26 protein-coding genes are annotated in these 25,178 nt (G+C 68.3%); 12 read left to right on the top strand and 14 right to left on the bottom strand.

Annotated elements, in window-relative coordinates; translation table 11 throughout:
- Positions 1-67 precede the first annotated feature (67 nt).
- The 5 genes from FL625_RS15060 to FL625_RS15045 form a co-directional block, all read right to left on the bottom strand.
- Positions 68-286, bottom strand: a complete 219-nt coding sequence (locus tag FL625_RS15060; RefSeq protein ID WP_149589499.1) for a YMGG-like glycine zipper-containing protein — start codon at positions 284-286, stop codon at positions 68-70.
- Positions 287-602: 316 nt separating this feature from the next.
- Positions 603-1,001: a hypothetical protein gene (locus tag FL625_RS15055; protein WP_149589498.1), complete on the bottom strand. Its 399-nt coding sequence runs from the start codon at positions 999-1,001 to the stop codon at positions 603-605.
- Between the two features lie 186 nt (positions 1,002-1,187).
- The gene (locus FL625_RS18520) at positions 1,188-1,322 is read right to left on the bottom strand and encodes a hypothetical protein (protein WP_268815787.1); all 135 of its coding nucleotides are present in this window, start codon (positions 1,320-1,322) and stop codon (positions 1,188-1,190) included.
- Positions 1,323-1,533: 211 nt separating this feature from the next.
- Entirely contained in the window at positions 1,534-1,944 is a 411-nt protein-coding gene (locus FL625_RS15050) for a DUF6497 family protein (RefSeq protein WP_235019441.1), read from the bottom strand.
- Between the two features lie 2 nt (positions 1,945-1,946).
- Positions 1,947-3,479 carry an acyl-CoA carboxylase subunit beta gene (locus FL625_RS15045; RefSeq protein WP_149589497.1) on the bottom strand — a complete coding sequence of 511 codons (1,533 nt, stop codon included), beginning with the start codon at positions 3,477-3,479 and terminating at the stop codon, positions 1,947-1,949.
- A 183-nt stretch (positions 3,480-3,662) separates the two neighbouring features.
- On the opposite strand from FL625_RS15045, the gene FL625_RS15040 reads away from it, so the two are divergent.
- Genes FL625_RS15040 through FL625_RS15030 form a run of 3 tightly spaced genes read left to right on the top strand, consistent with a single transcriptional unit; the run spans position 3,663 to position 6,732 of the window.
- Positions 3,663-4,013: a DMT family protein gene (locus FL625_RS15040; protein WP_149589496.1), complete on the top strand. Its 351-nt coding sequence runs from the start codon at positions 3,663-3,665 to the stop codon at positions 4,011-4,013.
- A 60-nt stretch (positions 4,014-4,073) separates the two neighbouring features.
- A complete protein-coding gene (locus FL625_RS15035) occupies positions 4,074-5,282 on the top strand; it encodes a multidrug effflux MFS transporter (protein ID WP_149589495.1) in 1,209 nt (402 codons plus the stop codon).
- Positions 5,283-5,337: 55 nt separating this feature from the next.
- On the top strand, positions 5,338-6,732 hold the full coding sequence (locus FL625_RS15030; protein ID WP_149589494.1) for a helix-turn-helix domain-containing protein: 1,395 nt from the start codon (positions 5,338-5,340) through the stop codon (positions 6,730-6,732).
- Between the two features lie 71 nt (positions 6,733-6,803).
- Here FL625_RS15030 and FL625_RS15025 read toward each other — a convergent pair whose 3' ends face one another.
- From FL625_RS15025 to betI, 3 genes are all read right to left on the bottom strand, one after another.
- Positions 6,804-7,040 (bottom strand): HP1242/YdcH family protein, encoded by a 237-nt coding sequence (locus FL625_RS15025; protein ID WP_149589493.1) that lies wholly within the window; start codon positions 7,038-7,040, stop codon positions 6,804-6,806.
- Positions 7,041-7,111: 71 nt separating this feature from the next.
- A complete protein-coding gene (betA, locus tag FL625_RS15020; RefSeq protein WP_149589492.1) occupies positions 7,112-8,761 on the bottom strand; it encodes a choline dehydrogenase in 1,650 nt (549 codons plus the stop codon).
- Positions 8,761-9,345, bottom strand: coding sequence for a choline-binding transcriptional repressor BetI (gene betI / locus FL625_RS15015; RefSeq protein WP_149589491.1), 585 nt, complete (start codon positions 9,343-9,345; stop codon positions 8,761-8,763). Before betI ends, betA begins: the two co-directional genes overlap by 1 nt.
- 90 nt (positions 9,346-9,435) lie before the next feature.
- On the opposite strand from betI, the gene choX reads away from it, so the two are divergent.
- The 3 genes from choX (at position 9,436) to choV (ending at position 12,316) form a co-directional block, all read left to right on the top strand.
- The gene (gene choX, locus FL625_RS15010) at positions 9,436-10,365 is read left to right on the top strand and encodes a choline ABC transporter substrate-binding protein (RefSeq protein ID WP_149589490.1); all 930 of its coding nucleotides are present in this window, start codon (positions 9,436-9,438) and stop codon (positions 10,363-10,365) included.
- Between the two features lie 74 nt (positions 10,366-10,439).
- Positions 10,440-11,291 (top strand): choline ABC transporter permease subunit, encoded by an 852-nt coding sequence (gene choW, locus FL625_RS15005; RefSeq protein ID WP_149589489.1) that lies wholly within the window; start codon positions 10,440-10,442, stop codon positions 11,289-11,291.
- A complete protein-coding gene (choV, locus tag FL625_RS15000; protein WP_149589488.1) occupies positions 11,288-12,316 on the top strand; it encodes a choline ABC transporter ATP-binding protein in 1,029 nt (342 codons plus the stop codon). Before choW ends, choV begins: the two co-directional genes overlap by 4 nt.
- A gap of 225 nt (positions 12,317-12,541) precedes the next feature.
- Here choV and topA read toward each other — a convergent pair whose 3' ends face one another.
- Positions 12,542-15,124 carry a type I DNA topoisomerase gene (topA, locus tag FL625_RS14995; protein ID WP_149589487.1) on the bottom strand — a complete coding sequence of 861 codons (2,583 nt, stop codon included), beginning with the start codon at positions 15,122-15,124 and terminating at the stop codon, positions 12,542-12,544.
- A 149-nt stretch (positions 15,125-15,273) separates the two neighbouring features.
- Positions 15,274-16,419: a DNA-processing protein DprA gene (gene dprA / locus FL625_RS14990; protein ID WP_149589486.1), complete on the bottom strand. Its 1,146-nt coding sequence runs from the start codon at positions 16,417-16,419 to the stop codon at positions 15,274-15,276.
- 186 nt (positions 16,420-16,605) lie between these two features.
- On the opposite strand from dprA, the gene FL625_RS14985 reads away from it, so the two are divergent.
- From FL625_RS14985 to FL625_RS14965, 5 genes are all read left to right on the top strand, one after another.
- Complete coding sequence (locus FL625_RS14985; RefSeq protein ID WP_149589485.1) at positions 16,606-17,883, top strand: 4-aminobutyrate--2-oxoglutarate transaminase; 1,278 nt, start codon at positions 16,606-16,608, stop codon at positions 17,881-17,883.
- A gap of 118 nt (positions 17,884-18,001) precedes the next feature.
- Positions 18,002-18,265: a YMGG-like glycine zipper-containing protein gene (locus tag FL625_RS14980; protein WP_149589484.1), complete on the top strand. Its 264-nt coding sequence runs from the start codon at positions 18,002-18,004 to the stop codon at positions 18,263-18,265.
- A 135-nt stretch (positions 18,266-18,400) separates the two neighbouring features.
- Complete coding sequence (locus FL625_RS14975; RefSeq protein ID WP_149589483.1) at positions 18,401-19,132, top strand: energy-coupling factor ABC transporter ATP-binding protein; 732 nt, start codon at positions 18,401-18,403, stop codon at positions 19,130-19,132.
- Positions 19,107-19,703, top strand: coding sequence for an energy-coupling factor transporter transmembrane component T (locus FL625_RS14970; protein WP_149589482.1), 597 nt, complete (start codon positions 19,107-19,109; stop codon positions 19,701-19,703). The genes FL625_RS14975 and FL625_RS14970 overlap by 26 nt, the downstream gene beginning before the upstream one ends.
- Before the next feature lie 25 nt (positions 19,704-19,728).
- Positions 19,729-20,271 carry a biotin transporter BioY gene (locus FL625_RS14965; protein ID WP_149589481.1) on the top strand — a complete coding sequence of 181 codons (543 nt, stop codon included), beginning with the start codon at positions 19,729-19,731 and terminating at the stop codon, positions 20,269-20,271.
- A 4-nt stretch (positions 20,272-20,275) separates the two neighbouring features.
- Here FL625_RS14965 and FL625_RS14960 read toward each other — a convergent pair whose 3' ends face one another.
- The 4 genes from FL625_RS14960 to metF all read right to left on the bottom strand — a co-directional run bounded on the left by FL625_RS14960 (position 20,276) and on the right by metF (position 24,069).
- Positions 20,276-21,346 carry a thiolase family protein gene (locus FL625_RS14960; protein ID WP_149589480.1) on the bottom strand — a complete coding sequence of 357 codons (1,071 nt, stop codon included), beginning with the start codon at positions 21,344-21,346 and terminating at the stop codon, positions 20,276-20,278.
- Positions 21,334-22,461 (bottom strand): AMP-binding protein, encoded by a 1,128-nt coding sequence (locus FL625_RS14955; protein WP_160147794.1) that lies wholly within the window; start codon positions 22,459-22,461, stop codon positions 21,334-21,336. The genes FL625_RS14960 and FL625_RS14955 overlap by 13 nt, the downstream gene beginning before the upstream one ends.
- Before the next feature lie 152 nt (positions 22,462-22,613).
- The gene (gene aroQ / locus FL625_RS14950) at positions 22,614-23,054 is read right to left on the bottom strand and encodes a type II 3-dehydroquinate dehydratase (RefSeq protein WP_149589478.1); all 441 of its coding nucleotides are present in this window, start codon (positions 23,052-23,054) and stop codon (positions 22,614-22,616) included.
- A 148-nt stretch (positions 23,055-23,202) separates the two neighbouring features.
- Positions 23,203-24,069 (bottom strand): methylenetetrahydrofolate reductase [NAD(P)H], encoded by an 867-nt coding sequence (metF, locus tag FL625_RS14945; protein ID WP_149589477.1) that lies wholly within the window; start codon positions 24,067-24,069, stop codon positions 23,203-23,205.
- Between the two features lie 85 nt (positions 24,070-24,154).
- On the opposite strand from metF, the gene FL625_RS14940 reads away from it, so the two are divergent.
- Complete coding sequence (locus FL625_RS14940) at positions 24,155-25,060, top strand: LysR family transcriptional regulator (RefSeq protein ID WP_149589476.1); 906 nt, start codon at positions 24,155-24,157, stop codon at positions 25,058-25,060.
- Positions 25,061-25,178 lie beyond the last annotated feature (118 nt).

The following is a 25,178-nucleotide window of genomic DNA, read 5'->3' as shown; positions in this document are numbered from 1 at the left end:
AGGACCACCCGGGCGGTCAGCCCGGATGGTCCCTGGTGTCAGGTGAACCCGCCCGAAGGCGGTTACGTCAGTAGCCCGAGCGGCAGGGCGGCAGGCCCAGCTCGATGCCGCAGGTCGCGACCCCGGCAAGACCGCCGATGAGCGCGCCGGCGAGCACGTCATTCTCGGTCGCATCGGCGACCAGCGCACCGGCGGCCGCACCGGCAGCGCCGCGCGATGCCGGGTCCTGCATGCAGCCGGCAAGCGATGTGGAAAGAAGGGCAAAGACGATAAGCGACTTGCGCATGGGATACTGCCTCGCGGGTTTGTTGTTATTGCAGCGGAATCTACCGCAAAATCGCGGATTTGAAAGCAGTTTCTCGCCGTCTCGGCGCAATCGGCAAGGACCCGCTCCAGCGACAGGATCGGCCCGGCCAGGGACAGGCCGGACCGAGTAGAAGGGGAAGGGTAACAACGTAGATTGGGCAGGCCAGAGCTGGACTGGCACCGGCCCGCAAGGAAACAATGGCGCCACGATCCGCCCATTGCAATTGCCTTGCAAACAGCCGCCCGCGCCTGAGCAAAACAGCGCCAAAAGCCACTCGCGCTCGGCAAGATCATGCCTAATCCTCCCCGTCCCAGTCGTCGCCGGCGTCCAGCGCATCGGGCGCGTCCGGCGCGAAGACCTCGGGGAAGGCGGCCTCGGCGCGCCTGACGTCGATCCGCAGCAGCGCCTCATAAGAGCAGGGGTCGAACGGGTCCTCGGCCGGGACGACCTCGCGGCCGAACAGCCAGGACAGCCGGCCGGCATCGAGATTGCCGCGCTGGAAGGGTTCGGCGCCGAAATACTGCCAGAGGGCGGCCATGAAGGCCCGGTCCGCCATCCGGTCCAGATGCTTGCGGTCCTTGAACCGCTCGCGCCGGATCAGTTTCGTCGCGCCCTCCTTCACGTTGGCCCGACGGATGGTGAACTGGAAGTCGGTGCCCGGCATCCGGCCCGGGAAGCCCCTGTGCTTCAGCATCTGCCCTGTCCTCTGTCGCTGCGGCTGACGGGACGGATAGGCGAAACTGTCAGGGAGGCCCAGACCGGACGGGGCGCGACCACTGACGATAGCCGGCAAGCTGGCGCCTCGACCGCGTCTCTCCGCGGGAGGCGGGGGGTTGGCGCGGGCCCGACCGGCGCCTGCCGGCAGGCCCGCTCCGCACGATTACTTGTACTTGCCCGTGTAGGTCGGCTCGACCGTGACCGGCTCCACCGGCTCGACCGGGGCCTCTTTCTTGGCGCAAGCGGCGAAAGCCGACACCATAGCCAGAACCAGAACGAGACGTGCGCTCTTCGACATCCTCTACTCCATCCTTCTTGGGGTGCTTCGGACCCCGCGCGGGTATCCGGCACCTGTTCGCTGTTCAAGGCCGATTTGGCCCGGCCCGTCTGCACCCTAACCGAAACGGATCCGGATTGGTATGTCGGCGAGGCCAAGTTCCCGACCTGTGGCGTTCCTACATCAGCCCAATGTGCAAGGCCAGCCGAAAAAACAACATTTAGCGTCCGCATCAGAAAACTTCCCAGACACAAGTGCCGTTTTCCGGGCGGTAGGATTCGAAGAACTGCACGACACCGGGCGCAGCCTCGCCGAAGGGCACGACCTCGCTGGAAAACGAGATCACGATCTGCTGCGGCGCAGGCACCATTCCCTCTATACGCTTGATGGCAAAGCTGTCGCACAGCGCCTGCATGTCCTCGGCCGCGGCCTCGGCGTCATCGGCGTTCAGTCCCGGCGCCAGGAACCGGAATCGCGCCGTCGCCCCGGCCGGGCCGCGTGCATTGGTGATCACGTCGATCAGCGACAGTGTCCGCCCCGACGGAACACTCACCGCCTCGCCGGCCGGCGCCTCCTCCTGGCAACCAGCAGTCGCCGCCAGGGCGACGAAGGTCACGACGTGAAGGATCGAGGCGCGGCGCATCGTCACAGCGGGATGTTGTCGTGCTTCTTCCAGGGCATCAGCGCCTTCTTCCCGCGCAGCGCCGCGAAGGCCCGGGCCACCCGGCGGCGGGTGGAGTGGGGCATGATGACCTCGTCGATGAAGCCCTTTTCGGCCGCGACGAAGGGGTTGGCGAAGCGGTCCTCGTAGTCCTTGACCCGGGCGGCGATCTTCTCCGGCTCGCCCAGTTCGGACCGATAGAGGATCTCGACTGCACCCTTGGCCCCCATCACCGCCACCTCGGCCGTGGGCCAGGCATAGTTGAAGTCGGCCTTCAGGTGCTTGGAGGCCATGACCACATAGGCCCCGCCATAGGTCTTGCGGGTCAGCACCGTGACCTTGGGCACGGTTGCCTCGCCATAGGCGAACAGAAGCTTCGCCCCGTGCTTGATGACGCCTCCGTATTCCTGCCCCGTCCCCGGCAGGAAGCCCGGCACGTCGACAAAGGTCAGGATCGGGATCTCGAAGGCATCGCAGAACCGCACGAAGCGCGCGGCCTTGCGGCTGGCGTCGATGTCCAGGCAGCCGGCCAGCACCATCGGCTGGTTCGCCACCACGCCCACCGTCTGGCCCTCCAGCCGGATGAAGCCGATGATGATGTTGGCGGCAAAGTCCTTCTGGATCTCGAAGAAATCGCCCTCGTCGGCGACCTTCAGGATAAGTTCATTCATGTCGTAGGGCTGGTTCGGGTTGTCGGGGACCAGCGTGTCGAGGCTGGGCTCGATGCGCGCGGGGTCGTCGAAGAAGGGCCGCACCGGCGCCTTCTGCCGGTTGTTCAAGGGCAGGAAGTCGAACAGCCGCCGAATCTCGGCCAGCGCCTCGACATCGTTCTCGAACGCCCCATCGGCGACCGAGGACTTGCGGGTGTGGGTCGAGGCCCCACCCAGTTCCTCGGCCGTGACCACCTCGTTCGTGACCGTCTTCACCACGTCTGGGCCGGTGACGAACATGTAGGACGAATCCTTCACCATGAAGATGAAGTCGGTCATCGCCGGGGAATAGACCGCGCCGCCCGCGCAGGGGCCCATGATGAGGCTGATCTGCGGCACCACGCCCGAAGCCTCGATGTTGCGCTGGAACACCTCGCCATAGGCGGCGAGGCTCGCGACCCCCTCCTGGATCCGCGCGCCGCCGGAATCGTTGATCCCGATGACCGGCGCGCCGTTCTGCATCGCCATGTCCATGATCTTGCAGATCTTCGCGCCGTGGGTCTCGCTGACCGACCCGCCCATGACCGTAAAATCCTGGGAAAAGACATAGACCTGCCGGCCGTTGATCGTGCCCCAGCCCGTCACCACGCCGTCGCCCGCGGGGCGGTCCTTCTCCATGCCGAAGTCGGTGCAGCGGTGCGCGACGAACATGTCGAACTCCTCGAACGATCCCTCGTCGAGCAGCAGCTCGATCCGCTCGCGCGCGGTCAGCTTGCCCTTGGCGTGCTGCGCCTGCACGCGGCGTTCGCCGCCTCCGGCCCGCGCCGCCGCGCGACGGGCCTCAAGCTCTTCCAGGATGTCCTTCATCGCGCGCTCCCCCACGGCTGATGGCTTGGCGCAATCTAGGGTAAGGCAGCAGGTGCGAGAAGCATGAATGAGAAAATTTGCAAACATATTTGAAAGACAGCACATCAAATCGCAAATCTGCAAAGCATTGGACCTGCCGTCAGACCGCGCTATGCCCCTGCGGACAAGACCCCCGAGGACCCCATGACCCTGCCCATCCCCGTCATCACCATAGGCCTGCTGCTGGCCTCCAACATCTTCATGACCTTTGCCTGGTACGGACACCTGAAATTCAAGGAAAGCGCCCTGATCACGGTGATCCTGGTCTCCTGGGGGATCGCCTTCTTCGAGTATGTGCTGCAGGTTCCGGCCAACCGCATCGGCTATGGCTATTTCAACGCTGCCCAGCTCAAGACGATCCAGGAGGTCATCACCCTGACCGTCTTCGCCGCCTTCTCCGTCCTCTACCTGAAGGAGCCGCTGATGTGGAACCATGTCCTCGGCTTCGCGTTCATTGCGCTGGGGGCCTTCTTCATCTTCCACAAATGGGCGTGACCCCGGCCCGTCAACCCGGCCCGGTGGACATTCCCGGCCGACTGGCTTAGCCCTGTGGCGATGCAAGATCCCGTGTTCCTGGACCGGACGACGCCTCCGAAGATCGTCACGCTGATCCTGATCGCCGGGCTCTCGGCGCTGACGATGAACATCTTCCTGCCCTCGCTCCCCGGAATGGCGACCTATTACGGCGTCCCCTATGGCGTGATGCAGCAGTCGGTCGCGCTCTACCTCCTCCTCTCCGCGCTCCTCCAGATCGTCATCGGCCCGATCTCCGACCGCTACGGCCGTCGCGCCGTGCTGATATGGTCGCTGGTCCTGTTCCTGCTGGCCACGATCGGCACGCTTCTTGCCCCCACCGCCACCTGGTTCCTGATCTTCCGCATGGCCCAGGCCGTCATCGCCGCCGGCATGGTCCTGTCGCGCGCCGTGGTCCGCGACATGGTGGCCGACGAACGCGCGGCCAGCATGATCGGCTACGTCACCATGGGGATGAGCCTGGTGCCCATGATAGGCCCGGTCATCGGCGGCGTCCTCGACGACCTCTACGGCTGGCAGGCGAACTTCGCCCTTCTCCTGATCCTCGGGCTCGCCACGCTCGCCCTCGTCTGGGCCGACCTGGGCGAGACCGCCACCCTCCGCCGCGTCAGCCTGATGGACCAGGTCCGCAGCTATCCCGCCCTCTTCGCCTCGCGCAGGTTCTGGGGCTACACCCTTTCGGCCGCCTTCGCCTCGGGCTGTTTCTTCGCCTACCTCGGCGGCGCGCCTTACGTCGGCGACAAGGTCTACGGCCTCTCCTCCACCCATGTCGGGGCGCTGTTCGCCCTGACCGCCATCGGCTATGCAGCGGGCAACTTCCTCGCCGGGCGCTATTCCGTCCGCATCGGCATGAACCGGATGATCCTTCTGGGCTGCCTCGTCACCTCCGCAGGCCTCGCCCTCCTTGCCCTCCTCACCCTTGCCGGCCTCTCCGGCCCGACCACCTTCTTCGGCCTCACCATCTTCATGGGCCTCGGCAACGGCATCTGCCTGCCGAACGCCAACGCCGGGATGCTCTCGGTCCGCCCCGACCTCGCCGGCACCGCCTCGGGCCTGGGTGGAGCCATCCTGATCGGCGGCGGGGCGGCCCTTGCCGCCGTTGCGGGTATCCTCCTCGGCCCCGGCTCCACCGAGATGCCGCTGATCCTCCTGATGCTCGCCTCCTCCGTGGCCTCGGTCGTGGCCATCTTCTTCGTCATGCGCCGCGCGCAGCAGATCGGCGCCGCCTGACTTCCGCTTGACGCACCTTTGCAAAGCGCCGCATAGCTTTGCAAAGAGGTCCCCGATGCCCACACAGAAGCTCTACGCCGGCGTCAAACTGCGCGAGATCCGCGGGCGGCTGGGCCTGACCCAGAAGGCCTTCGCCGACAAGCTGAACGTCTCGCTGCCCTACCTCAACCAGATGGAGAACAACCACCGCCCCGTCTCGGCGGCGGTCGTGCTGGCGCTGGCGCAGGAATTCGGCCTCGACGTGACCGAACTCACCGTCGGCGAAAGCGAACGCCTCGTCACCGACATGCGCGAGGCGCTGGCCGACCCGGTGTTCACCACCGCCAGCCCGCCGCTCGCCGACCTCCGCCTTGCCGCCTCGAACGCCCCGGCCCTTGCGCGTGCCTTCCTCGACCTCCACCGCGCCTATCGCCAGACCCACGAACGCCTCGCCTCTCTCGACGAGGCGCTGGGGCGCGAGGACGCCGACCTCCGCCCCTCGGCCTGGGAAGAGGTGCGCGATTTCTTCCACTACTGCGACAACTACCTCGACGCCATCGACCGCGCGGCCGAGCATTTCGCGACCTCGGCCACCGCCGGCAAGCCCATCGAAACGCTGGCGCAGGACCTGCTGAAACGCGCCGGGATCAGCCTGCACTATTCCAGCACCGCGCCCCTGCGCCACTACGACCCCCAGGCGAAACGGCTCGACATCTCGGCCCGCGCCTCCGGCCCCTCGCAACGCTTCCAGCTGCTGCACCAGGTGGCCCTTCTCACCCAGAACGACCTTCTGGAGGCCACCCTCGACCTCGCCCGGTTTTCCACGCCCGAGGCGCGCGACATCGCCAAGATCGGCCTTGCGAACTATTTCGCCGGGGCCGCGCTCCTGCCCTACCGCGCCTTCCTCACCGCCGCGCAGGAGGTGCGCCACGACCTCGAACGGCTGGCCGACATCTTCGGCGCCTCGATCGAACAGGTCGGCCACCGGCTATCCACGATGCAACGCCCCGGCGCCAAGGGCATCCCCTTCTTCTTCGTCCGCGTCGATCAGGCCGGCACGATCACGAAACGCCACTCCTCGACCCGGCTGCAATTCGCCCGGTTCGGCGGCGCCTGCCCCTTGTGGAACGTCCACCAGGCCTTTGAAACGCCGGGACAATTCCTTCGCCAGCTTGCCGAGACCCCGGACGGCGTGCGCTACCTCTGCCTTGCCCGAGACGTGTCGAAACCGGCCGGAGCCTTCCTCGCCCCGGTCCGCCGCTATGCCATCGGGCTGGGGTGCGAGGTGCAGCACGCCCCGCAACTCGTCTATTCCGACGGGCTCGACCTGAAAGGCCGGTTCGAGCCCATCGGCATTTCCTGCCGCATCTGCGAAAGGGTGAACTGCCACCAGCGCAGCGTCCCGCCGCTGGAAGGGCGGTTGAAGATCAACCCCAACGCCCGCGACGTGCTGCCTTACGAGATCGGCTGACCCCTCGTCGTTCCCTTCGGTCCTCCTCGGTGTCCAGCGCGAGGAGAAGCCGAAGGCGCACGACGAGCGGCCTACTTGCGCAAGGCCGCCGCGATCTGGTCCTTCAGCCGCGACCGCTGCTTGCGCAGATGCTCTTCCTCTTCCTCGGTCAGAAGATCCAGCCGCGTCTCGGAGCGATGCACCTTGTCGTTCACGCTGTCGTAGTCGGTCAGCAGCCTGGCGAAATGCGGATCCGATACCTTCAGCGCGCTGATCTTCGCCGCCTCGCCCGGAAATTCCTCTTGCAGCGTGTGCGGGGTGTTCGACATGCCGGTCTCCTTCTTGACTGTCCGTGCCACTCTGGCGCCCTGCTCCGGGTCCTGCCTTGACCCGGATCAAGTCAGCGCTGCGAAACGCGCCAGTTCGGGTTGATCCAGGGCTCCAGGTTCGAGGCCGGCAAGGGCGCGCGTCCCAGGATGTGATCGGCCGCCTTCTCGCCGGTCATGATCGAAGGGGCGTTGAGATTGCCGTTGGTGATTTGCGGGAAGATCGACGAATCGGCCACGCGCAGCCCCTCCACCCCGATCACCCGGCACTCAGGATCGACCACCGCCATCGGGTCCGAGGCCCGCCCCATCCGGCAGGTGCCGCAGGGGTGATAGGCGCTTTCGACATGTTCGCGCAGGAAATCGTCCAGTTCGGTGTCGGTCTGCACCTTCGGCCCCGGCTGCAACTCTGCCTTCAGATAGGGCTTGAACGCCTCCTGCCCGAAGATCTCGCGCGTCAGGCGGATGCAGGTGCGGAAATCCTCCCAGTCCGAGGGTTCGGACATGTAGTTGAACCGGATCACCGGCGCGTCCGTGGGGTTGCCCGACCGCAAGGTAACCGACCCGCGCGACTTCGACCGCATCGGCCCGACATGGGCCTGGAAGCCGTGCCCCTCGGCCACCGCCTTGCCGTCATAGCGCACGGCGATGGGCAGGAAGTGATACTGGATGTCGGGATATTCCACGCCGGCCTTCGATCGGATGAAGGCGCAGGCCTCGAACTGGTTCGAGGCGCCCGGGCCCTTGCGCGTCAAGAGCCATTGCGCGCCGACCCAGGCCTTGCCCCAGAGATTCCAGTATTTGTAAAGGGTTATCGGCTGGCTCGCCGCGAACTGCATGTAGATTTCCAGGTGGTCCTGCAGGTTCGCCCCCACTCCCGGCCGGTCCGCGACGACCTCGATCCCGTGCTCCTTCAGATGCGCCGCAGGCCCGATCCCCGACAGCATCAGAAGCTTGGGCGAGTTGATCGAGGACGCCGCGATGATGACTTCGCGCCCCGCCCGGATCACCTGCCGTCCGGCGCGGGTGTCGATCTCCACCCCCACGGCGCGCTTGCCCTCCATCACCACGCGCCGGGCAAAGCCCCGCACGACCTGCACGTTCCCGCCCTTCAGCGCGGGCTTCAGATAGGCATTCGCCGCCGACCAGCGCCGCCCCTTGTGGATCGTCGCCTCGAAGGGGCCGAAGCCTTCCTGCTGCCGGCCGTTGTAATCCTGCGTGACCGGATAGCCCGCCTGCCGCCCCGCCTCGATGAAGGCATCGAACAGCGGATTTTCGCGGCTCCCGCGCGTGACATGCAGCGGGCCGTCGGTGCCCCGGAACTCCGGCCCCGACCCGCCGTGCGACTGCTCCATCCGCTTGAAATAGGGCAGCACATCGGCATAGGCCCAGCCGTCCGCCCCCATCTCGGCCCAGGTGTCGAAGTCCTTGGCGTGACCCCGGACATAGACCATCCCGTTGATGCTCGACGACCCGCCGATCACCTTGCCGCGCGGCGTCGCCAGCACCCTTCCGCCCAGATGCCGCTCGGGCTCGGTGGCAAAACCCCAGTCGTAGATGCCCATGTTCATCGGATAGCTCAGCGCGCCGGGCATCTGGATGAACGGCCCGGCATCCGATCCGCCATGTTCGATCACCGTGACCCGCCGCCCCGCCTCGGCCAGCCGGTAGGCCATGGCGCAACCGGCCGAGCCCGCGCCGACGATCACATAATCCGCGTGCATCAGACCGCCCCCCGCACCAGTTCCGCCTCAAGATGGCGCAGCGCCAGCTCCACCGCTGCCGCGCCGTCCGGCGGGCCCGACTTCAGCACCTCGCGCAGGTAGAGCCCGTCGATCATCGCCCCGAGCGATTCGGCGATTCCCCCGGCCCGGTCCCCCGCCAGCGGCCGCAGCGCCGCCACCAGGTTCGACCGCAGCCGCCCCTGATAGACCGCGAGCAACCGTTTGGCCTCGGGCACCGTCTGCGCCAGGACCCAGAAGTTCAGCCAGGCCCCCACCGCCTCGCGCCGGAAGTTGCCGGGGCTGAAACTGGCCCGCAGGATCGCCCGGATCCGCCCCTCCGGCCCCTCTGCCGCGGCCAGCGCGCCCCGCACCTCGGCCCCGTAAAGCGTCAGGATGTGGCGCATCGCGGCGAGGAACATCTCTTCCTTCGACCCGAAGTAATGATGCGCCAGCGCGCTCGACATCCCCGCCCGCCGGGCGATCTGGCTGACGGTCACGTCCAGCGATCCCACCCTGCCGATCTCGACAATGGTGGCTTTCACCAGCGCTTCCTTGCGGATAGGCTCCATTCCAAGCTTCGGCATGACGGTCTGGCCCCAGAAAATGCTTGCCAAACCGAATAAGGGCGAAGTTTATTGACTCGTCAATCAACAAAAACACCGCGGGGAGTATCCATGTCCATACGTTCCACCCTCCTGACCAGTGCCGTGACCTTCGCGCTGGCCGGCAGCGCCTTTGCCGAGGGCTGCGACAAGATCGTCTTCTCCGATGTCGGCTGGACCGACATCACCGCCACCACGGCGGCCACGACGCTCGTCCTCGAAGCCCTGGGCTACGAGACCGAGACCAACATTCTCTCGGTCCCTGTCACCTACGCGGGCCTTGCCGAAGGCGACGTTGACGTGTTTCTCGGCAACTGGATGCCGACGATGGAGGGCGACATCGCCTCCTACCGCGAGGCCGGCACGGTCGAGACGGTCCGCACCAACCTCGAGGGCGCGAAGTATACGCTTGCCACCAACGAGGCCGGCGCGGCGCTGGGGATCAGCGATTTCGGCAACATCAAGGACCATGCCGAGGCGCTGGAAAACAAGATCTACGGCATCGAGGCCGGGAATGACGGCAACCGGCTGATCCTCGACATGATCGCCGCCGACCAGTTCGGCCTGGGCAAGTTCGAACTGGTGGAAAGCAGCGAACAGGGGATGCTGGCCGAGGTGGAACGCAAGACCTCGGCCGGCCAGCCCATCGTCTTCCTCGGCTGGGAACCGCATCCGATGAACTCGAACTTCAAGCTGACCTACCTTTCGGGCGGCGACGAGGTCTTCGGACCGAACTTCGGCGGCGCGATCGTGGCGACCAACACCCGCAAGGGCTATGTCCAGGAATGCCCGAATACCGGCAAGTTCCTGCAGAATCTCGTCTTTTCGCTCCAGATGGAAAACGAGATCATGGGCGCGATCCTGAACGACGGCACCGATCCGCGCGAGGCCGCCAAGGCCTGGCTCGCGGCCAACCCGGCCACCTGGGAAGCCTGGCTCGACGGCGTGACCACCAGGGACGGCGGCGACGCCAAGGCCGCGGTGGCGGCCGCGCTGCAATAAGGCACTGACAGGGCGGGCAGGCCGGGGACCAACCCGGCCGCCCGTTTCGGGCCGGCTGATCGGGGGGGACGGATTTGGACTGGCTGCAAACCACGTTTCCGTGGCTGTTCGAGAAAATTCCGGTCGGCTGGGCCGCGAAACAGGCGGTGGACTGGCTGAAGGCCAACGCCCGGCCCTTCTTCGACGGGATCAGCGAGGCCTTCGGCTGGCTCATCGATGCCACCCTCTCCCTGATCCAGTGGCCGCATCCGCTGGTCGTGGTGGCGCTCTTCGTCGCGCTGACCTGGGTGCTGCAACGGTCCTGGAAGATCTGCCTCCTGGTCCTTCTGGGCTTCCTCTTCATCCTGAACCAGGGCTACTGGAAGGCCACGACCGAAAGCCTGGTCCTGCTGTTCTATTCCTGCCTGATCTGCATGGCCGTCGGCGTGCCCATCGGCATAGCCGCCGCGCACCGGCCCCGGCTTTACGCCGCAATGTCGCCGATCCTCGATCTGATGCAGACGCTGCCGACCTTCGTCTATCTGATCCCGGCCGTGGTGTTCTTCGGCCTCGGCATGGTGCCGGGCCTCCTCGCCACGGTGATCTTCGTCGTGCCCGCCCCGATCCGGCTGACCTATCTCGGCATCTCGGCCACGCCCCAGGCGCTGATCGAAGCCGCGACCGCCTTCGGCGCCACGCCCCGGCAGAAGCTGTGGAAGGTGGAACTGCCCTATGCCATGCCGCAGATCATGGCCGGCCTCACCCAGACCATCATGCTGTCGCTGTCGATGGTGGTGATCGCCGCCATGGTGGGGGCGAACGGCCTCGGCATCCCGGTGGTGCGGGCGCTTGGCCAGAACAACTCCGCGCTCGGCTTCGAATCGGGCATGGTGATCGTCGTGGTGGCGATCATGCTGGACCGCATGCTGAGGGTGACGCGCAAATGACCAATGCCGTCGAATTCGACCGTGTCTCCATCGTCTTCGGCGACCGACCGGAAGCCGCCCTGCCCCTGATGGACCAGGGCAAGTCCCGGGCCGAGGTGCAAGAGGCCACCGGGCAGGTGCTGGGCGTGCACGACTGCACGCTCTCGGTCGCCGAGGGCGAGATCCTGGTGCTCATGGGCCTCTCCGGCTCGGGCAAGTCCACGCTTCTGCGCGGGGTGAACGCGCTGAACCCGGTGGTGCGGGGCGAGGTGCGCATCCTCGACGGCGACCGCATGGTCTCGGTGACGAAGGCCGACCCCGCCACCCTGCGCCGGCTGCGCGCGACCCGGGTCGCCATGGTGTTCCAGCAGTTCGGCCTCCTGCCCTGGCGCACGGTGCGCGAAAACGTGGGCCTGGGGCTGGAGCTTGCCGGCATCCCTCCCGCCCAGCGCCGCCCCCGGGTGGATGCGCAGCTGGAACTGGTGAACCTCTCGCAATGGGCCGAGCGCAAGGTCGGCGACCTTTCCGGGGGCATGCAGCAGCGCGTGGGCCTCGCCCGCGCCTTCGTGACCGAGGCCCCGATCCTCCTGATGGACGAGCCCTTCTCGGCCCTCGACCCGCTGATCCGCTCGAAGTTGCAGGACGAGCTTCTGGACCTGCAGAAGAAGCTGAAGCGCACCATCGTCTTCGTCAGCCACGACCTTGACGAGGCGTTCAAGATCGGCAACCGCATCGCGCTGATGGAGGGCGGGCGTATCGTGCAATGCGGCACCGCGCGCGAGATCATCGCCAATCCGGTTTCGGATTACGTCGCCGACTTCGTGGCCCACATGAACCCGCTGGGCGTCCTGACCGCGCGCGACGTGATGGAGCCGGGGATGACCTCGGCCACGGCCCGCGAACTGCCGGCCGAGACGCCGGTAAAGGACATCATGGAGCTGATGAGCCAGGGGGCGGCGGAACTGGTGGTGACGGAAAACGGCCGGCCCCTGGGCCTCGTCCGCACCGCCGGCCTGATCGGCCGCCTCATCAACCCGCGCGGCTGAGTCGGACCGGGAGCCAAAAGTTTTCGAAAACTTTTGGCAAATCTTTTCGAAAAGATTTGCTCCCGGCCGCACGGTTGCATACCGCTTCCACCCCGCACCTCCCCTCCCCCACCGTGGGGCGGGGATGGGGGTGGGGGCTCATCGGCTGCCGGTAAAGAAATCCCTAAAGCCCACAAGCAACCTTCTGATCCGGAAAGAAAATCCGGAAATGTCCACCGTGGACACTCAGGTCCCCGAAGCCGCCTTCTTCGTCGCCGGAGCCTTTTTCGGAGCCGCCTTCTTCGCCGCAGGCTTCCCCGCCGCCTTCTTCGGCGCGGCCTTCTTCTTCGTCCCCGACTTGCCCGCCTTCTCGGCGATCAGGGCCAGCGCCTCCTCCAGCGTGACCGCCTCGGGCTCCATCCCCTTGGGCAGGGTCGCGTTGACCTTTTCCCACTTCACATAGGGCCCATAGCGGCCGGGCATGACCTGCACCTCACCGCCATCGGGATGCGCCCCCAGCACCTTCAGCGGCCCCGCCGGCGCCGCCCTGCCCCGCCCGCGCGAGGCCTTCTGGGCCAGCACTTCCACGGCCCGGTTCATCCCGATGGTGAAGACCTCCTCCACCTCGGGCAGGTTCGCATAGACCGACCCGTGCTTCACGTAAGGCCCGAACCGCCCGATCCCCGCCTCGACCATCACCCCGTCCTCGGGATGCGGCCCGACCTCGCGCGGCAGCGACAGAAGCTGCAAGGCCCGCTCCAGCGTCAGCGTGTCTGGCGACCACCCCTTCGGCAGGCTCGCCCGGTCGGGCTTGGGGTTGGCCTCGGTCGCCTCGCCGCGCTGGACATAGGGCCCGAACCGGCCGGCGCGGAGCGAAATCTCCACACCGTTCTCGTCCTGCCCCAGCACCCGCCCGTCCGAGGCGACCGCCTCCGCATCCCCCGCCAAGGGCCGCGTATAGCGGCACTCGGGATAGTTCCCGCAGCCGATGAAGGCCCCGCCCGACCGCGCGGTCTTCAGATGCAGCCGCCCCGTCCCGCATGCCGGGCAGATGCGGGGATCGCCCCCATCGGCGCGCGGCGGGTAAAGGTGGGGCGCGAGGAACTCGTCCAGCTTCTCCAGCACCTCGCCGATCCGCAGCTCCGCCGTCTCCGCAACTGCCGCACTGAAGTCGCGCCAGAAGCGGGCCAGAACGTCCTTGTAGTCGCGCTCCCCGGCCGAGACATCGTCCAGTTCCGCCTCGAGGTCGGCGGTGAAATCGTATTCGACGTACCGCTTGAAGAAGTTCGCGAGGAACGCCGTCACCAGCCGCCCCTTGTCCTCGGGGATCAGGCGGTTCTTGTCCTTGCGCACATATTCGCGGTCCACGATCGTGCTCAGGATCGAGGCATAGGTCGAGGGCCGGCCGATCCCCAGCTCTTCCATCCGCTTGACCAGCGTCGCCTCGGTATAGCGCGGCGGGGGCTGGGTGAAATGCTGCTCGGGCGTGACCGCGCCCTTGTCCAGCCCCTCGCCCTGCATCAGCTGCGGCAGGCGGCCCTCCTCGTCCTCCTCGCCCTCCTGCCGGTCGTCGCGGCCCTGGTCGTAGACCTTCAGATAGCCGTCGAACAGCACGACCTGCCCGGTGGCCCGGAACCCGACCTCGCCGTCTGGACTGGCGATGTCCACCGCCGTCCGCTCCATCCGCGCCGCCGCCATCTGGCTGGCGATCGTGCGCTTCCAGATCAGCTCATAGAGCTTGCGCTGGTCCTCCTCGACCCGGATCTTCTCGGGCCCGAGGCCCATGTCCGTCGGCCGGATGCATTCATGCGCTTCCTGAGCATTCTTGGCCTTGTTCTTGTACATTCTCGGAGATTCCGGAACGTAGCTGTCGCCGAAACGCCGCCTGATCTCGTCGCGTGCGGCCATGACCGCCTCGGGCGCCATGTCGATCCCGTCGGTCCGCATGTAGGTGATGTAGCCCGCCTCGTAGAGCCGTTGCGCCGCGTTCATGCACTGCTTGGCGCCCATGCCGTACTTGCGGCTGGCCTCCTGCTGCAGGGTCGAGGTCATGAAGGGCGGCCAGGGGTTGCGCGTCGCGGGCTTCGATTCGACCGCCGCCACCTTGAAATCGCGCGACTTGGCCGCCTGCACGGCCAGCTCCGCCGCGGTCGCGGTGGAGATGTCGAACTTGGCGAGCTTCCTGCCCCCCAGCGTGACCATCCCCGCCTCGAACTCCTGGCCCCTCGGCGTGCGGAAGACGGCCTTCACCGTCCAGTATTCCTGCGCCTTGAAGGCCTCGATCTCCATCTCGCGCTCGACGATCAGCCGCAGGCAGACCGATTGCACCCGCCCCGCCGAACGCGCACCCGGCAGCTTGCGCCAGAGGACTGGCGACAGGGTGAAACCCACCAGGTAATCCAGCGCGCGACGGGCGAGGTAGGCCTCGACCAGCGCCTGATCGACCTCGCGCGGCTCCTGCATCGCCTTCGTCACCGCGTCCCTGGTGATCGCGTTGAAGGTGACGCGGGCGACCTTTTTCCCTTTCTTCAGGCTGGATTGCAGGGCTTCCTTCAGGTGCCAGCTGATCGCCTCGCCCTCGCGGTCGGGGTCGGTGGCCAGGATCAGCGTGTCGTCGGATTTCAGCGCCTCGGCAATGGCGCGGACATGCTTCTTCGACTCGGGCGCCACCTCCCAGAGCATTTCGAATCCATGCTCGGGATCGACCGAACCGTCCTTGGCCGGCAGGTCGCGGACATGGCCGTAGGAGGCAAGCACGGTGAAGTCCGGGCCGAGATACTTGTTGATTGTCTTGGCCTTGGCGGGGGATTCGACGACGACGACTGGCATGCTTTCCTGAAACTCCCGGGCCGGCGAATGGCGCGGCACCATGTGGGGGAAGGCGCGCGCTTGTCAACCGGGGGCGGCTCGGCGCTCCCCTCCGGTCGCTTCTCGCGGGGGCCAGCGAAGACCGACCGAAGGAAGGGATGAGCGGGTCGTCAGTCCACCCGTGCCAGAAGGCCACCCGGCTGGCGCGCGATGCGGCCGTCAAGCTCCAGCGTCAGGAGTTCGGGGGCAAGCTGGGCCGGGCTGACATCGAGGTCGCGCATCAGCTGATCCTCGGCCAGCGGGTTGGGCCCCAGGCGATCCAGGATCATCGCGTGCAACAGCGCCACCTCCTTCAGCGGGCGCTGCGGCGCTACCGGCCCGGGCAAGGGCCGGGCCACGGGCCCTGCGTCGCGGCAGACGGGGCCGGGCGCGCCCAGCGCCTCCAGCACGTCCTGCGGACCGCGCACCAGCACCGCGCCATCGCGGATCAGCATGTTGCAGCCCGAGGCGCGGGCATCGAAGGGGTGCCCGGGCACCGCCATCACCTCGCGCCCATAGTCCAGAGCGGCGCGGGCGGTGATCAGGCTGCCCGATTTCGCCGCGGCCTCGACCACCACGACGGCCCGCGACAGGCCGGCCACGATCCGGTTGCGCAGCGGGAAATGCCGGGCCTGGGGTTCGAGGCCGGGCGGATGCTCGCTGATCCGGCAGCCCTTTTCGTCGATCCGGCGGGCCAGAGCCGCGTTCTCGGCCGGGTAGATCACGTCGATCCCGCCCGCCATCACCGCAACCGTCCCCCCCGCGCAGTCCAGCGCCGCCTCGTGCGCCGCGGCATCGACGCCACGCGCGAGGCCCGAGACGACCGTCAGCCCCGCCTCGGCCAGACCCTGACCCAGCCTGCGCGCCATGCGCATGCCAAGGGACGAGGCGTTCCGCGCCCCGACCATGCCGATCGCGGGCCGGTTCAACAGCGCCACCTCCCCTATCGCCCACAGCACCGGCGGCGCGTCGGGAAGGTCCAGAAGGGCACGGGGATAGTCCGCCTCGCCATGGACCAGCAGCCGGGCACCGGCGGCAAGGCCCCGGCGTTCCTCGGCCAGGGCGACGCCCACCGGGCAGCACTCATAGCCCTCGACCCCGGCGGCGGCCGCGATTGCAGGCAGCGCCGCCAGCGCCGCGGCGGCCGAGCCATGCTCTGCCATCAGCCGGTGATAGGTGACGGCGCCCACCCGCCGCGACCGGACCAGGCGCAGCCGGTCCCGCCGTTCCTCGGCGCTCAGACCGGCAGCCCGTTCCGCAAGCTGACCATCCGCCATCCCGTCCCCCGTCGCATCGCCTCGCGCCAGTCTGCCCCGACGAGGGTTAACGAATGCTGAATCCCGCAAGGAAGCTTTGCCGTCACAAGGATTGCAGTCCTCCGGAATATTTGATCAAATGACCGAAAGACCCCGTGGCCCGAGTCTGTCCTCCGGGGGTGTCATGCTTTCTGGGGAGCGAAGACCATGCTGAACGCCGAAGTAGCCAAGCGCCGCGACGATGCCATCTCGCGCGGGGTGGGGATGATGACGCAGATCTATGCGGATCGGGCGCTGAACTCCGAGGTCTGGGACATCGAGGGCAACCGCTACATCGACTTCGCCGCCGGGATCGCGGTGGTCAATACCGGGCATTGCCATCCGAAGGTCATGGCCGCCGTGGCCAACCAGATGCAGAAGTTCACCCACACCTGCCACCAGGTGATGCCCTATGAAAACTATATCCGCCTGGCCGAGCGCCTGAACGAGAAGGTGCCGGGCGACTTCAAGAAAAAGACGATCTTCGTCACCACTGGCGCCGAGGCCTGCGAGAACGCGATCAAGATCGCCCGCATCGCCACGGGCCGCAACGCCGTCATCGCCTTCGGCGGCGGCTTCCACGGTCGCACCTTCATGGGCATGTCGCTGACCGGCAAGGTCGAGCCCTACAAGAAGGGCTTCGGCGCGATGATGCCCGATGTCTTCCACGTCCCGTTCCCGATGGAGCCGCACGGGATCTCCACCAGGGACGCCATGGCTGGCATCGAGAAACTGTTCAAGGCCGACCTCGACCCGGCCCGCGTCGCCGCGATCATCTTCGAGCCCGTGCAGGGCGAAGGCGGCTTCTACCCTGCGCCGACCGATCTGGTGAAGGCGATCCGGGCGCTTTGCGACCAGCACGGCATCGTCATGATCGCCGACGAGGTGCAGACCGGCTTTGCCCGCACCGGGAACCTCTTCGCGATGGAGATGCACGGCGTCGCCGCCGACCTGACCACCATGGCCAAGGGCCTTGCTGGCGGCCTTCCGCTCGCGGCCGTCACCGGCCGGGCCGAGCTGATGGATGCCGCGAACCCCGGCGGCCTCGGCGGCACCTATGCCGGCAACCCGCTGGGCATCGCCGCCGCCAACGCCGTTCTCGACGTGATCGAGGAGGAGGACCTCTGCGCTCGTGCCAATGAACTCGGCAGCCGGCTGAAGCAGCGGCTCGAGGCGATGCGTGCCACCACGCCGGAAATCATCGACATCCGCGGGCCGGGCTTCATGGTTGCGGTCGAATTCGGCAAGCCCGGCACGAAGGAACCCGACGCGGGCTTCACCGGCCGGGTGCGGATGGAGGCGCAGAAGCGCGGGCTGATCCTGCTCACCTGCGGCGTCTACGGCAACGTGATCCGCTTCCTCGCCCCCATCACCATCCCCGACGCCCATTTCGCCGAGGCGATGGAGATCCTCGAAGCCTCGGTCGCCGCCGCGCGGGCGGGCTGAGACCGGCTCGCGCCGCTGCCGGTCGGTCGGAATCCGCCCATGCCGCAAGACGATGGCACCATCGCCGGAACATGACGTTACACTCGGCGTGTAGACTCACCCTTTCGGAGCACTCAGAATGAAACGTTCCCTCCTGATCCTTCCCCTCTTCGTGGCCGGGCTGGCCGCCTGCACCCCGGCCGAGCAGAATGCGGCCATCGGCGCCCTCGGCGGGGCGGCGGTCGGGGCGGCGGTCTCGTCGGACAAGGACCGCGAAAAGGGTGCCGTCATCGGCGCGATCGCCGGCGTTGCCGCCTCGCAGCTCCTCGGCCCCGCCCCGCAGCGCGGCAAGTGCTACTACCGCGACCAGTACGGCAACCGCTTCATCGCCGACTGCCAGTAAGGCGCATCCGGCTCCCCGGCCGGTCACCCTTGAGCCCCGGGCCCGCAACGGCCCGGGGTTTTCATTTGCCTCCCGCCCCTTCCGCCGGCGGGCACAAGCGGCTAGAAGCACCGCCAGTTCACCGCAGGGCCGCCCATGCCTGACCCCTCCCTCGGCATCGAGATCGCCTCGGCCAGCCTCCGGCTTGGCGGGCGCCCGGTGCTGGAGCGGATCGATCTCACCCTCACCGAGCGCCGCATCGGCATCCTCGGCCGCAACGGATCGGGCAAGACCACGCTTCTGCGCCTGATCGCCGGGCTGATCGCGCCCGACACGGGCACGGTCCGGGTCGAGGGCTTCGATCCCTTCGCCGACCGCCGCGCCGCGGTCGCGGCCCTTGGCATCCTGTTCCAGAATCCCGACCACCAGATCCTCTTTCCCACGGTCGAGGAGGAGCTGGCCTTCGGCCTTGCCCAGCAGGGAATGCCTCAGTCCGAGGCGCTGGCCCGTGCCCATGCCGCGCTTGCCGCCGAGGGGCGCGCGCATTGGGCCGGCGTGCCGGTCGCCAGCCTCAGCCAGGGGCAGCGGCATTACCTCTGCCTGCTCTCGGTCCTGCTGATGGCGCCGCGCACGATCCTCTTGGACGAACCGCTGGCCGGGCTCGACCTGCCGACGCAGGCGCGGCTTGCCCGCCGCTTCGCCGCCCTGCCGCAGCGCCTGGTGACGATCACCCACGACCCGGCGACGCTTGGCACCTGTGACCGGGTGCTCTGGCTGGACTCCGGGCGCATCGCGCTCGACGGCCCGCCCGACTTGGTGCTGCCCGCCTTCACCGCCGAAATGGCCCGGATCGGAGCGGAAGATGCTGACGCTGACCTCGCCGGTTGAGACCTGGGCGCACCGCCTGCCCGCCGGGGCGAAGCTGGCCGCGCTCGCCTTGGCGACAACGGGGCTGTTCCTCCTCGCCTCGCCCTGGGCGCTGGCCGGCGCCGCTCTGGCCACGGTAGCGCTGTATCTGACCGGCGGCGGGCGTTTTGCCCGGACCGGCGCGCGTCATCTCTGGCCGCTCTGGCCCTTCGTCGCGGTGGTCGGCCTCTGGCATCTCTGGACCGCCGACCTGTCCGGCGGCGCGGCAATCCTGCTCAGGATGGTGACGGCGGTGGCGCTGGCGAATTTCGTCACCATGACCACGCGGCTGTCCGAAATGCTGGCAGTGTTCGAGCACCTAGCCCGCCCCCTGTCGCCCCTCCTGCCGCCCCGCCGCCTCGCGCTGGCCTTTGCCCTGGTGATCCGCTTCATCCCGGTCATGCTGGACCGTATGGCCCAGATCGAGGCCAGCTGGCGCGCCCGCGCCCCCCGCCGGCCGCGCTGGCGGGTGCTGGTCCCGGCGGTGCTGGCCGCACTCGACGACGCGGACCGGGTGGCCGAGGCCTTGCGCGCCCGGGGCGGCGCTGATTAAATGGCCGGGAACGAACGGGGACATCATGGAACGCAATCTGACCCACATCGCCCTTTTCGCCGCGCTGATCGCCGTCCTGGGCCTGATCCCGAAGATCGACCTCGCCGCCGGCGTGCCGATCACCGCGCAATCGCTGGGGATCATGCTGTGCGGCACGGTGCTTGGCGCGCGGCGCGGAGCGCTGGCGGTGCTTCTGTTCCTGGCGCTCGTCGCCGCGGGCCTGCCGCTTCTGTCGGGCGGGCGCGGCGGCATCGGTGTCTTTGCCGGGCCCTCGGTCGGCTTCCTCGTGGGCTTCCCCGTCGCGGCCTTCGTCACCGGCTGGTTCATGGAGCGCACGACGCTCTCGCCCATGGTCGCGGCCACCGCGGCCTCGGTGATCGGCGGGATCGGCGTGCTTTACGTCTTCGGCATCATCGGCATGTCGGTGATGCTGGGGAAAACCCTGGGCGAGGCCGCCTTCCTCTCGGCCGCCTTCCTGCCGGGCGATGCGGTCAAGGCGGTGATCGCGGGCCTTGTCACGCAAAGCCTCGCGCGGATGCGTCCCGCCTCGCTCCTCTCCCGCGCCTGACGCCTCAGGCCGGCGCCTCGACCAGAAGCGCCGTGCCGATCCCTCCGGCGGCGGCGATGGCGGCAAGGCCCCGGCCCTTCCGCAGTCCGTGGAACAGCCGCACCGCAAGGATCGCCCCTGACGCCCCCACGGGATGCCCGCGCGCAAGCCCCCCGCCGCCGGGATTGACGATTGCCGGGTCAAGACCCGCCGCGTCGATCACCGCCAGCGCCTGCACCGCATAGGCCTCCATGATCTCGGCCTGGGCCAGCGGCTCGCCGTCCCAGATGCGCCGGATCGCCGCGACCGGCGCAAGGCCCGGCTCCTCCGGGGTGCCACCAACCGTTGCGCCCGACAGGATCGCCAGCCCCCGCCCCGCCCCGATCCGGTCCGAGACGACGAGGCAGACCGCCGCCGCATCCGCCGCCACCGCCGCCGTGGCCGCGGTGAGGCTGCCGGTCAGGACCGGGGCACGGGCCATGAGTTTCGGCGTCAAAAGGCGCGGAAAGGCGTCGCGCGCGACCCCGTTCAGCGCCACGATCTCCGCCGACAGATCGGCAGCGACGGCCTTCGCATGGCTCTCCGCCGCCCAGGCCTCCTGCCGGGCGCGCCCGATCCCCAGGCGCCGGGCCAGCGCCTCGGCGGCCTCGGCCATCCCGGGGTCCCGGTCGGGCCAGGGGGTGAAGGGCGCCTCGTCGTAAGGCACCGGCGGGCCGCCGTCCGGGTCGGTCGCCAGCCGCAAGGGGCGGCGGGAATAGCTTTCGACGCCGCCGGCCAGCACGACCTCGACCGCGCCGCTGTCCACCAGCGCCCGCGCCAGCAGGATCGCATCCAGCCCCCCCGCGCATTGCCGGTCGATGGTCAGCCCCGCGACCCGCTCGGGCAGCCCCGCCGCCAGCGCCGCCCGCCGCGCCGGATTGCCCCCGGCGCCAAGAGCGTTCGACAGGATCACCTCGTCCACCCGCCCCGGCCCGATCCCGGCATCGGCCAGACAGGCGGTCAGCACCGGCGCGGCCAGATCCTCGATCCTGAGGCGCGCGAAGGCCCCCCCGCGCGGGACAACCGCCGTCCGCCGGGCGGCGATCAGGCGGGCCACAGCGCGGCCTCCAGCGCGCGCAGGTCGGTCTTGCCCGAGGCAAGCACCGGCCAGTCCTCCCGCCAGACCACCGCCCTCGGCGCCCTGGTGGGGCCAAGCTCGGCCCGCAGCGCGGCCAGGATCGCCACCTCCGCTGCCCGGTCGCCCTGCACCACGGCGACCAGCCGGTGTCCGCGCGCGGAATCCGGTAGCGCCAGAACGGCGGCGCGCACAACGCCGGGCAGGCCAAGAAGGAAATCCTCGATCTCTTCGGGAAAGACGTTCTGGTCGGCCACCGTCACCATCCGCCCCGCCCGCCCGCGCAAGGTAAGGAACCCTTCCTCAAGCCGGCCCACCTCGCCCACCGAAAGCCAGCCCTCGCGCCAGCGCGCAGCCGAGGCCCCCCCACCCCCTCCCTCCCCCACGAGGGGGGAGGGGGCCGCGCCGGAACCGGCCTCACCCCCGCCCTCGCCGGCATATCCGAGGAAGAGATAGGGGCTTTGCACCCAGATCGTGCCGTCCGCGTCCAGCCGCAGCGCCACCCCCGGATAGGGCCGCCCGACCGACGCCTCGGGCGTCGCGGCATCGGCCAGCGTGACGAAACTCGTCTCGGCCGCGCCGTAGAACTCGCGCAGCTCCGCCCCCGGCGCGAGCGCCGCCAGCCCCGCGCGCAAGGCGCTGTCGAGCTTCGACCCGCCGATCAGGATCAGCTGCAGGTCGGGAAGGGCTCCGGGACCCAGCATCAGCCGCAGCTGCGCGGGCGTGGCGTAAAGATGGGTGATCCGCCGCTCGGCCAGCGCCTGCCGCTGCCGGTCGGGGCGCAGGTCCGCCAGAAGATGCACCTCGGCCCCCAGATGCAGCCCCTCGACCGCGCCGTACAGCGACAGCGAATGCACCAGCCGCCCCGGCACCGCCACCCGCGCACCGGGGCCGATGCCGAAACGCGCGTTCACAGCAAAACTCGCCGTCCAGGACCCTTGCGTCCGCCGGATCCGGCGCGGCCGGCCCATCGACCCCGAGGTCAGCGTCTCCAGCACCGGCACCTCGTGCCCATCGGGCGGCGGCTCATCGGGCGCGCCGATGCGGAAGGCCGGATGCCCGATGGCGGCGGCCAGGCCCGCGGCACTGTCGGGCATGACCGCCCCGACCGGCCGATCCGGGCGCCTCCCCTCCCCCTGGTGGGGGTCGGGGCACTGCCCCGACGATGGAGGTGGGGGGCCCACGCGCAGAACCTCACCCCCAGTGCTGTCGAACAGCCGGGCGGCGGGGTGCCAGCGGAACCTGTCGCTCATGCCTTCAAGAGCGATGCGATCCGCCGCAGGGCCAGAAGATAGCCCTCGGTCCCGCAGCCCGCGATCACCCCGTCGGCCCGCGCCGAGACGTAAGAGTGATGCCGAAACGCCTCGCGCTTGTGGATGTTCGAGATATGCACCTCGATCACCGGCCCCTCATAGGCATTCAGCGCATCCAGGATCGCGACCGAGGTATGCGAATAGGCGCCCGGATTGATGATGATCCCGGCCGAGGTGCCCCGCGCCTCGTGGATCCAGTCCACCAGCTGCCCCTCGTGGTTCGACTGCAGCGCCTTGACCCGCAGCCCCAGTTCCTCGCCCAGGTCCGAGACCTTGGCGGCCACGTCCTCCAGCGTCTCGCGGCCATAGATTTCCGGCTGGCGCAGGCCCAGCAGGTTCAGGTTCGGGCCGTTCAGAAGGGTAACAAGCTTGGGCATGGGGGTTCCGGGGCAAGGATCGGCGCGAGATTAGCCGATATGCCCTGATGGGCAACGGACAAAAAATTGGCGGCTTTCCGGGCACCTGCTCGGGTCAGGTCGGAAAGCCGCCCAGGGAGACGACGGTTGGCCCCGCGGGGGCCGAAACTCAGGCCACCTTCTCCAGCACCACCTCGGGCTTGATGCCCAGGGCATGGACGACCTCGCGGGTAAGGTGCGGACGGTTCAGCGTGTAGAAGTGCAGATCCTCCACCCCGCCCTGGATCAGCTTGTCGCAAAGCTGCGTGCACTGGGTCAGCGCCAGAAGCTCCTCGCGCCCGTCACGGGCGGCGGTGGCAAAGGCCTCGTCCAGCCTCTGCGGGATCGAGGTGCCGCAGCGCCGGGCGAATTTCTTCGCACCCTCCCACGAGGTGATCGGCAGGATGCCGGGGATGATCGGGGCGTCGATCCCCGCCTTCGCGCAGGCATCGCGGAAGCGGAAGAAGGTGTCGGCCTCGAAGAAGAACTGGGTGATCGCGCTCGATGCGCCCGCGTCGATCTTGCGCTTCAGCCAGGTCACGTCCGCGCTGGCATCGGCCGCGTCCGGATGCGGCTCGGGATAGGCGCCGACGCGGATCCTGAACTTGCCGGTGCGCGCGAGCTTTTCCACCAGTTCCACCGAATTGGCAAAGCCCAGGGGATGCGGCACGAAGCGCTGCGCCCCCTTCGGCGCATCGCCGCGCAGCGCGACGATCTCGGTCACGCCGGCGGCCGCATAGGCCTCGGCGATGGCCAGCGTCTCGGTCCGGGTGGCATCGACGCAGGTCAGGTGCGCCGCGACCGGCAGGCCATAGTTGCGATGGATGGTCGAGACCGCCTCATGCGTCAGCGTCCGCGTCGTGCCGCCCGCGCCATAGGTCACCGAGACGAACGAGGGCTGCAAGGGCGCCAGCGCCTGCACCGTCTCCCACAGCCGGAACGAGGCGTCCAGCGACTGCGGCGGGAAGAATTCGAAACTGATGCGCGGGGTGGGCATGATGGTCTCCTTCGATGCCCCCTTGTCGCAGATCGGTTTGCGTGAGACAAATTCATAGTTCTCACGATCTTCATGAGGTTCATTCATGTATATCGAGCTGCGCCACCTGCGCACGATCCGGGCGATCCAGCAGGCCGGGGGGCTCGCGCGCGCCGCCGACATGCTGAACATGACGCAGTCCGCGCTGTCGCATCAGGTCAAGGGGCTGGAGGACCAGGCGGGGATGGAGCTGTTCGTGCGCCGCTCGAAACCCATGCGGCTCTCGGCGGCGGGCCTGCGGATGCTGCGCGCCGCCGAACGCATCCTGCCCGAAATCGACGCGATGGAGGAGGAATTCCGCTCCCTTCGCGCCGGGCGCACGGGCCGCCTGCACATCGCCATCGAGTGCCACGCCTGTTTCGACTGGCTGTTCCCGGTGCTGGAGCTGTTCCGCCACGCCTGGCCCGAGATCGACGTTGACATCCGCGCCGGCCTCGCCTTCGAGGCCCTGCCCGCGCTGCACCGCGAGGATGTGGACCTCGTCATCTCCTCCGACCGCGAACCGCCGCCGGGGATCGTGTTCCACCCCCTGTTCGACTACCACCCGACCTTCGTCGCCTCGTCGCAGAACCCGCTCTCCGCAAGGGACTTCATCACCGCCGAGGATTTCCGCGACCAGGTGCTCATCACCTACCCCGTGGGACGCGACAAGCTGGACGTGTTCACCGAAGTGCTGACCCCGGCCAAGGTCGAGCCCCGGGCGCAACGGACGGCGGAACTGACGGCGGTGATCCTGATGCTCGTCGGCTCGAACCGCGGCGTGGCGGTCCTGCCCGACTGGGTTATGCGCGAGGTCAGGACCAACGCCGACTACATCACCCGCCCCCTCGGCCCCGACCCGGTGACGAAACGCATGTATGCCGCCACGCGCGAGGAGGACGCCGCCAAACCCTACATCGCGCATTTCCTGCGCCTCGCCCGCTCCGAGCCCGTCAAGCTGCAACGCGGCTAGACAGCCACCCCGCCCGACCTGGCGAGGTGCAGGTGCTGCTTGCCCTGTTCAAGATACACGCGGGGGGCCGATCACGTTCGCCACAGGTCCCAGAGCCTGATCGGCGGGGGGGGGCGAA

Source organism: Tabrizicola flagellatus, assembly GCF_008271465.1.
Taxonomy (GTDB): domain Bacteria; phylum Pseudomonadota; class Alphaproteobacteria; order Rhodobacterales; family Rhodobacteraceae; genus Tabrizicola; species Tabrizicola flagellata.
Note: the sequence above shows the minus strand (reverse complement) of the source record. Positions and strands in the feature narration are given on the sequence as shown.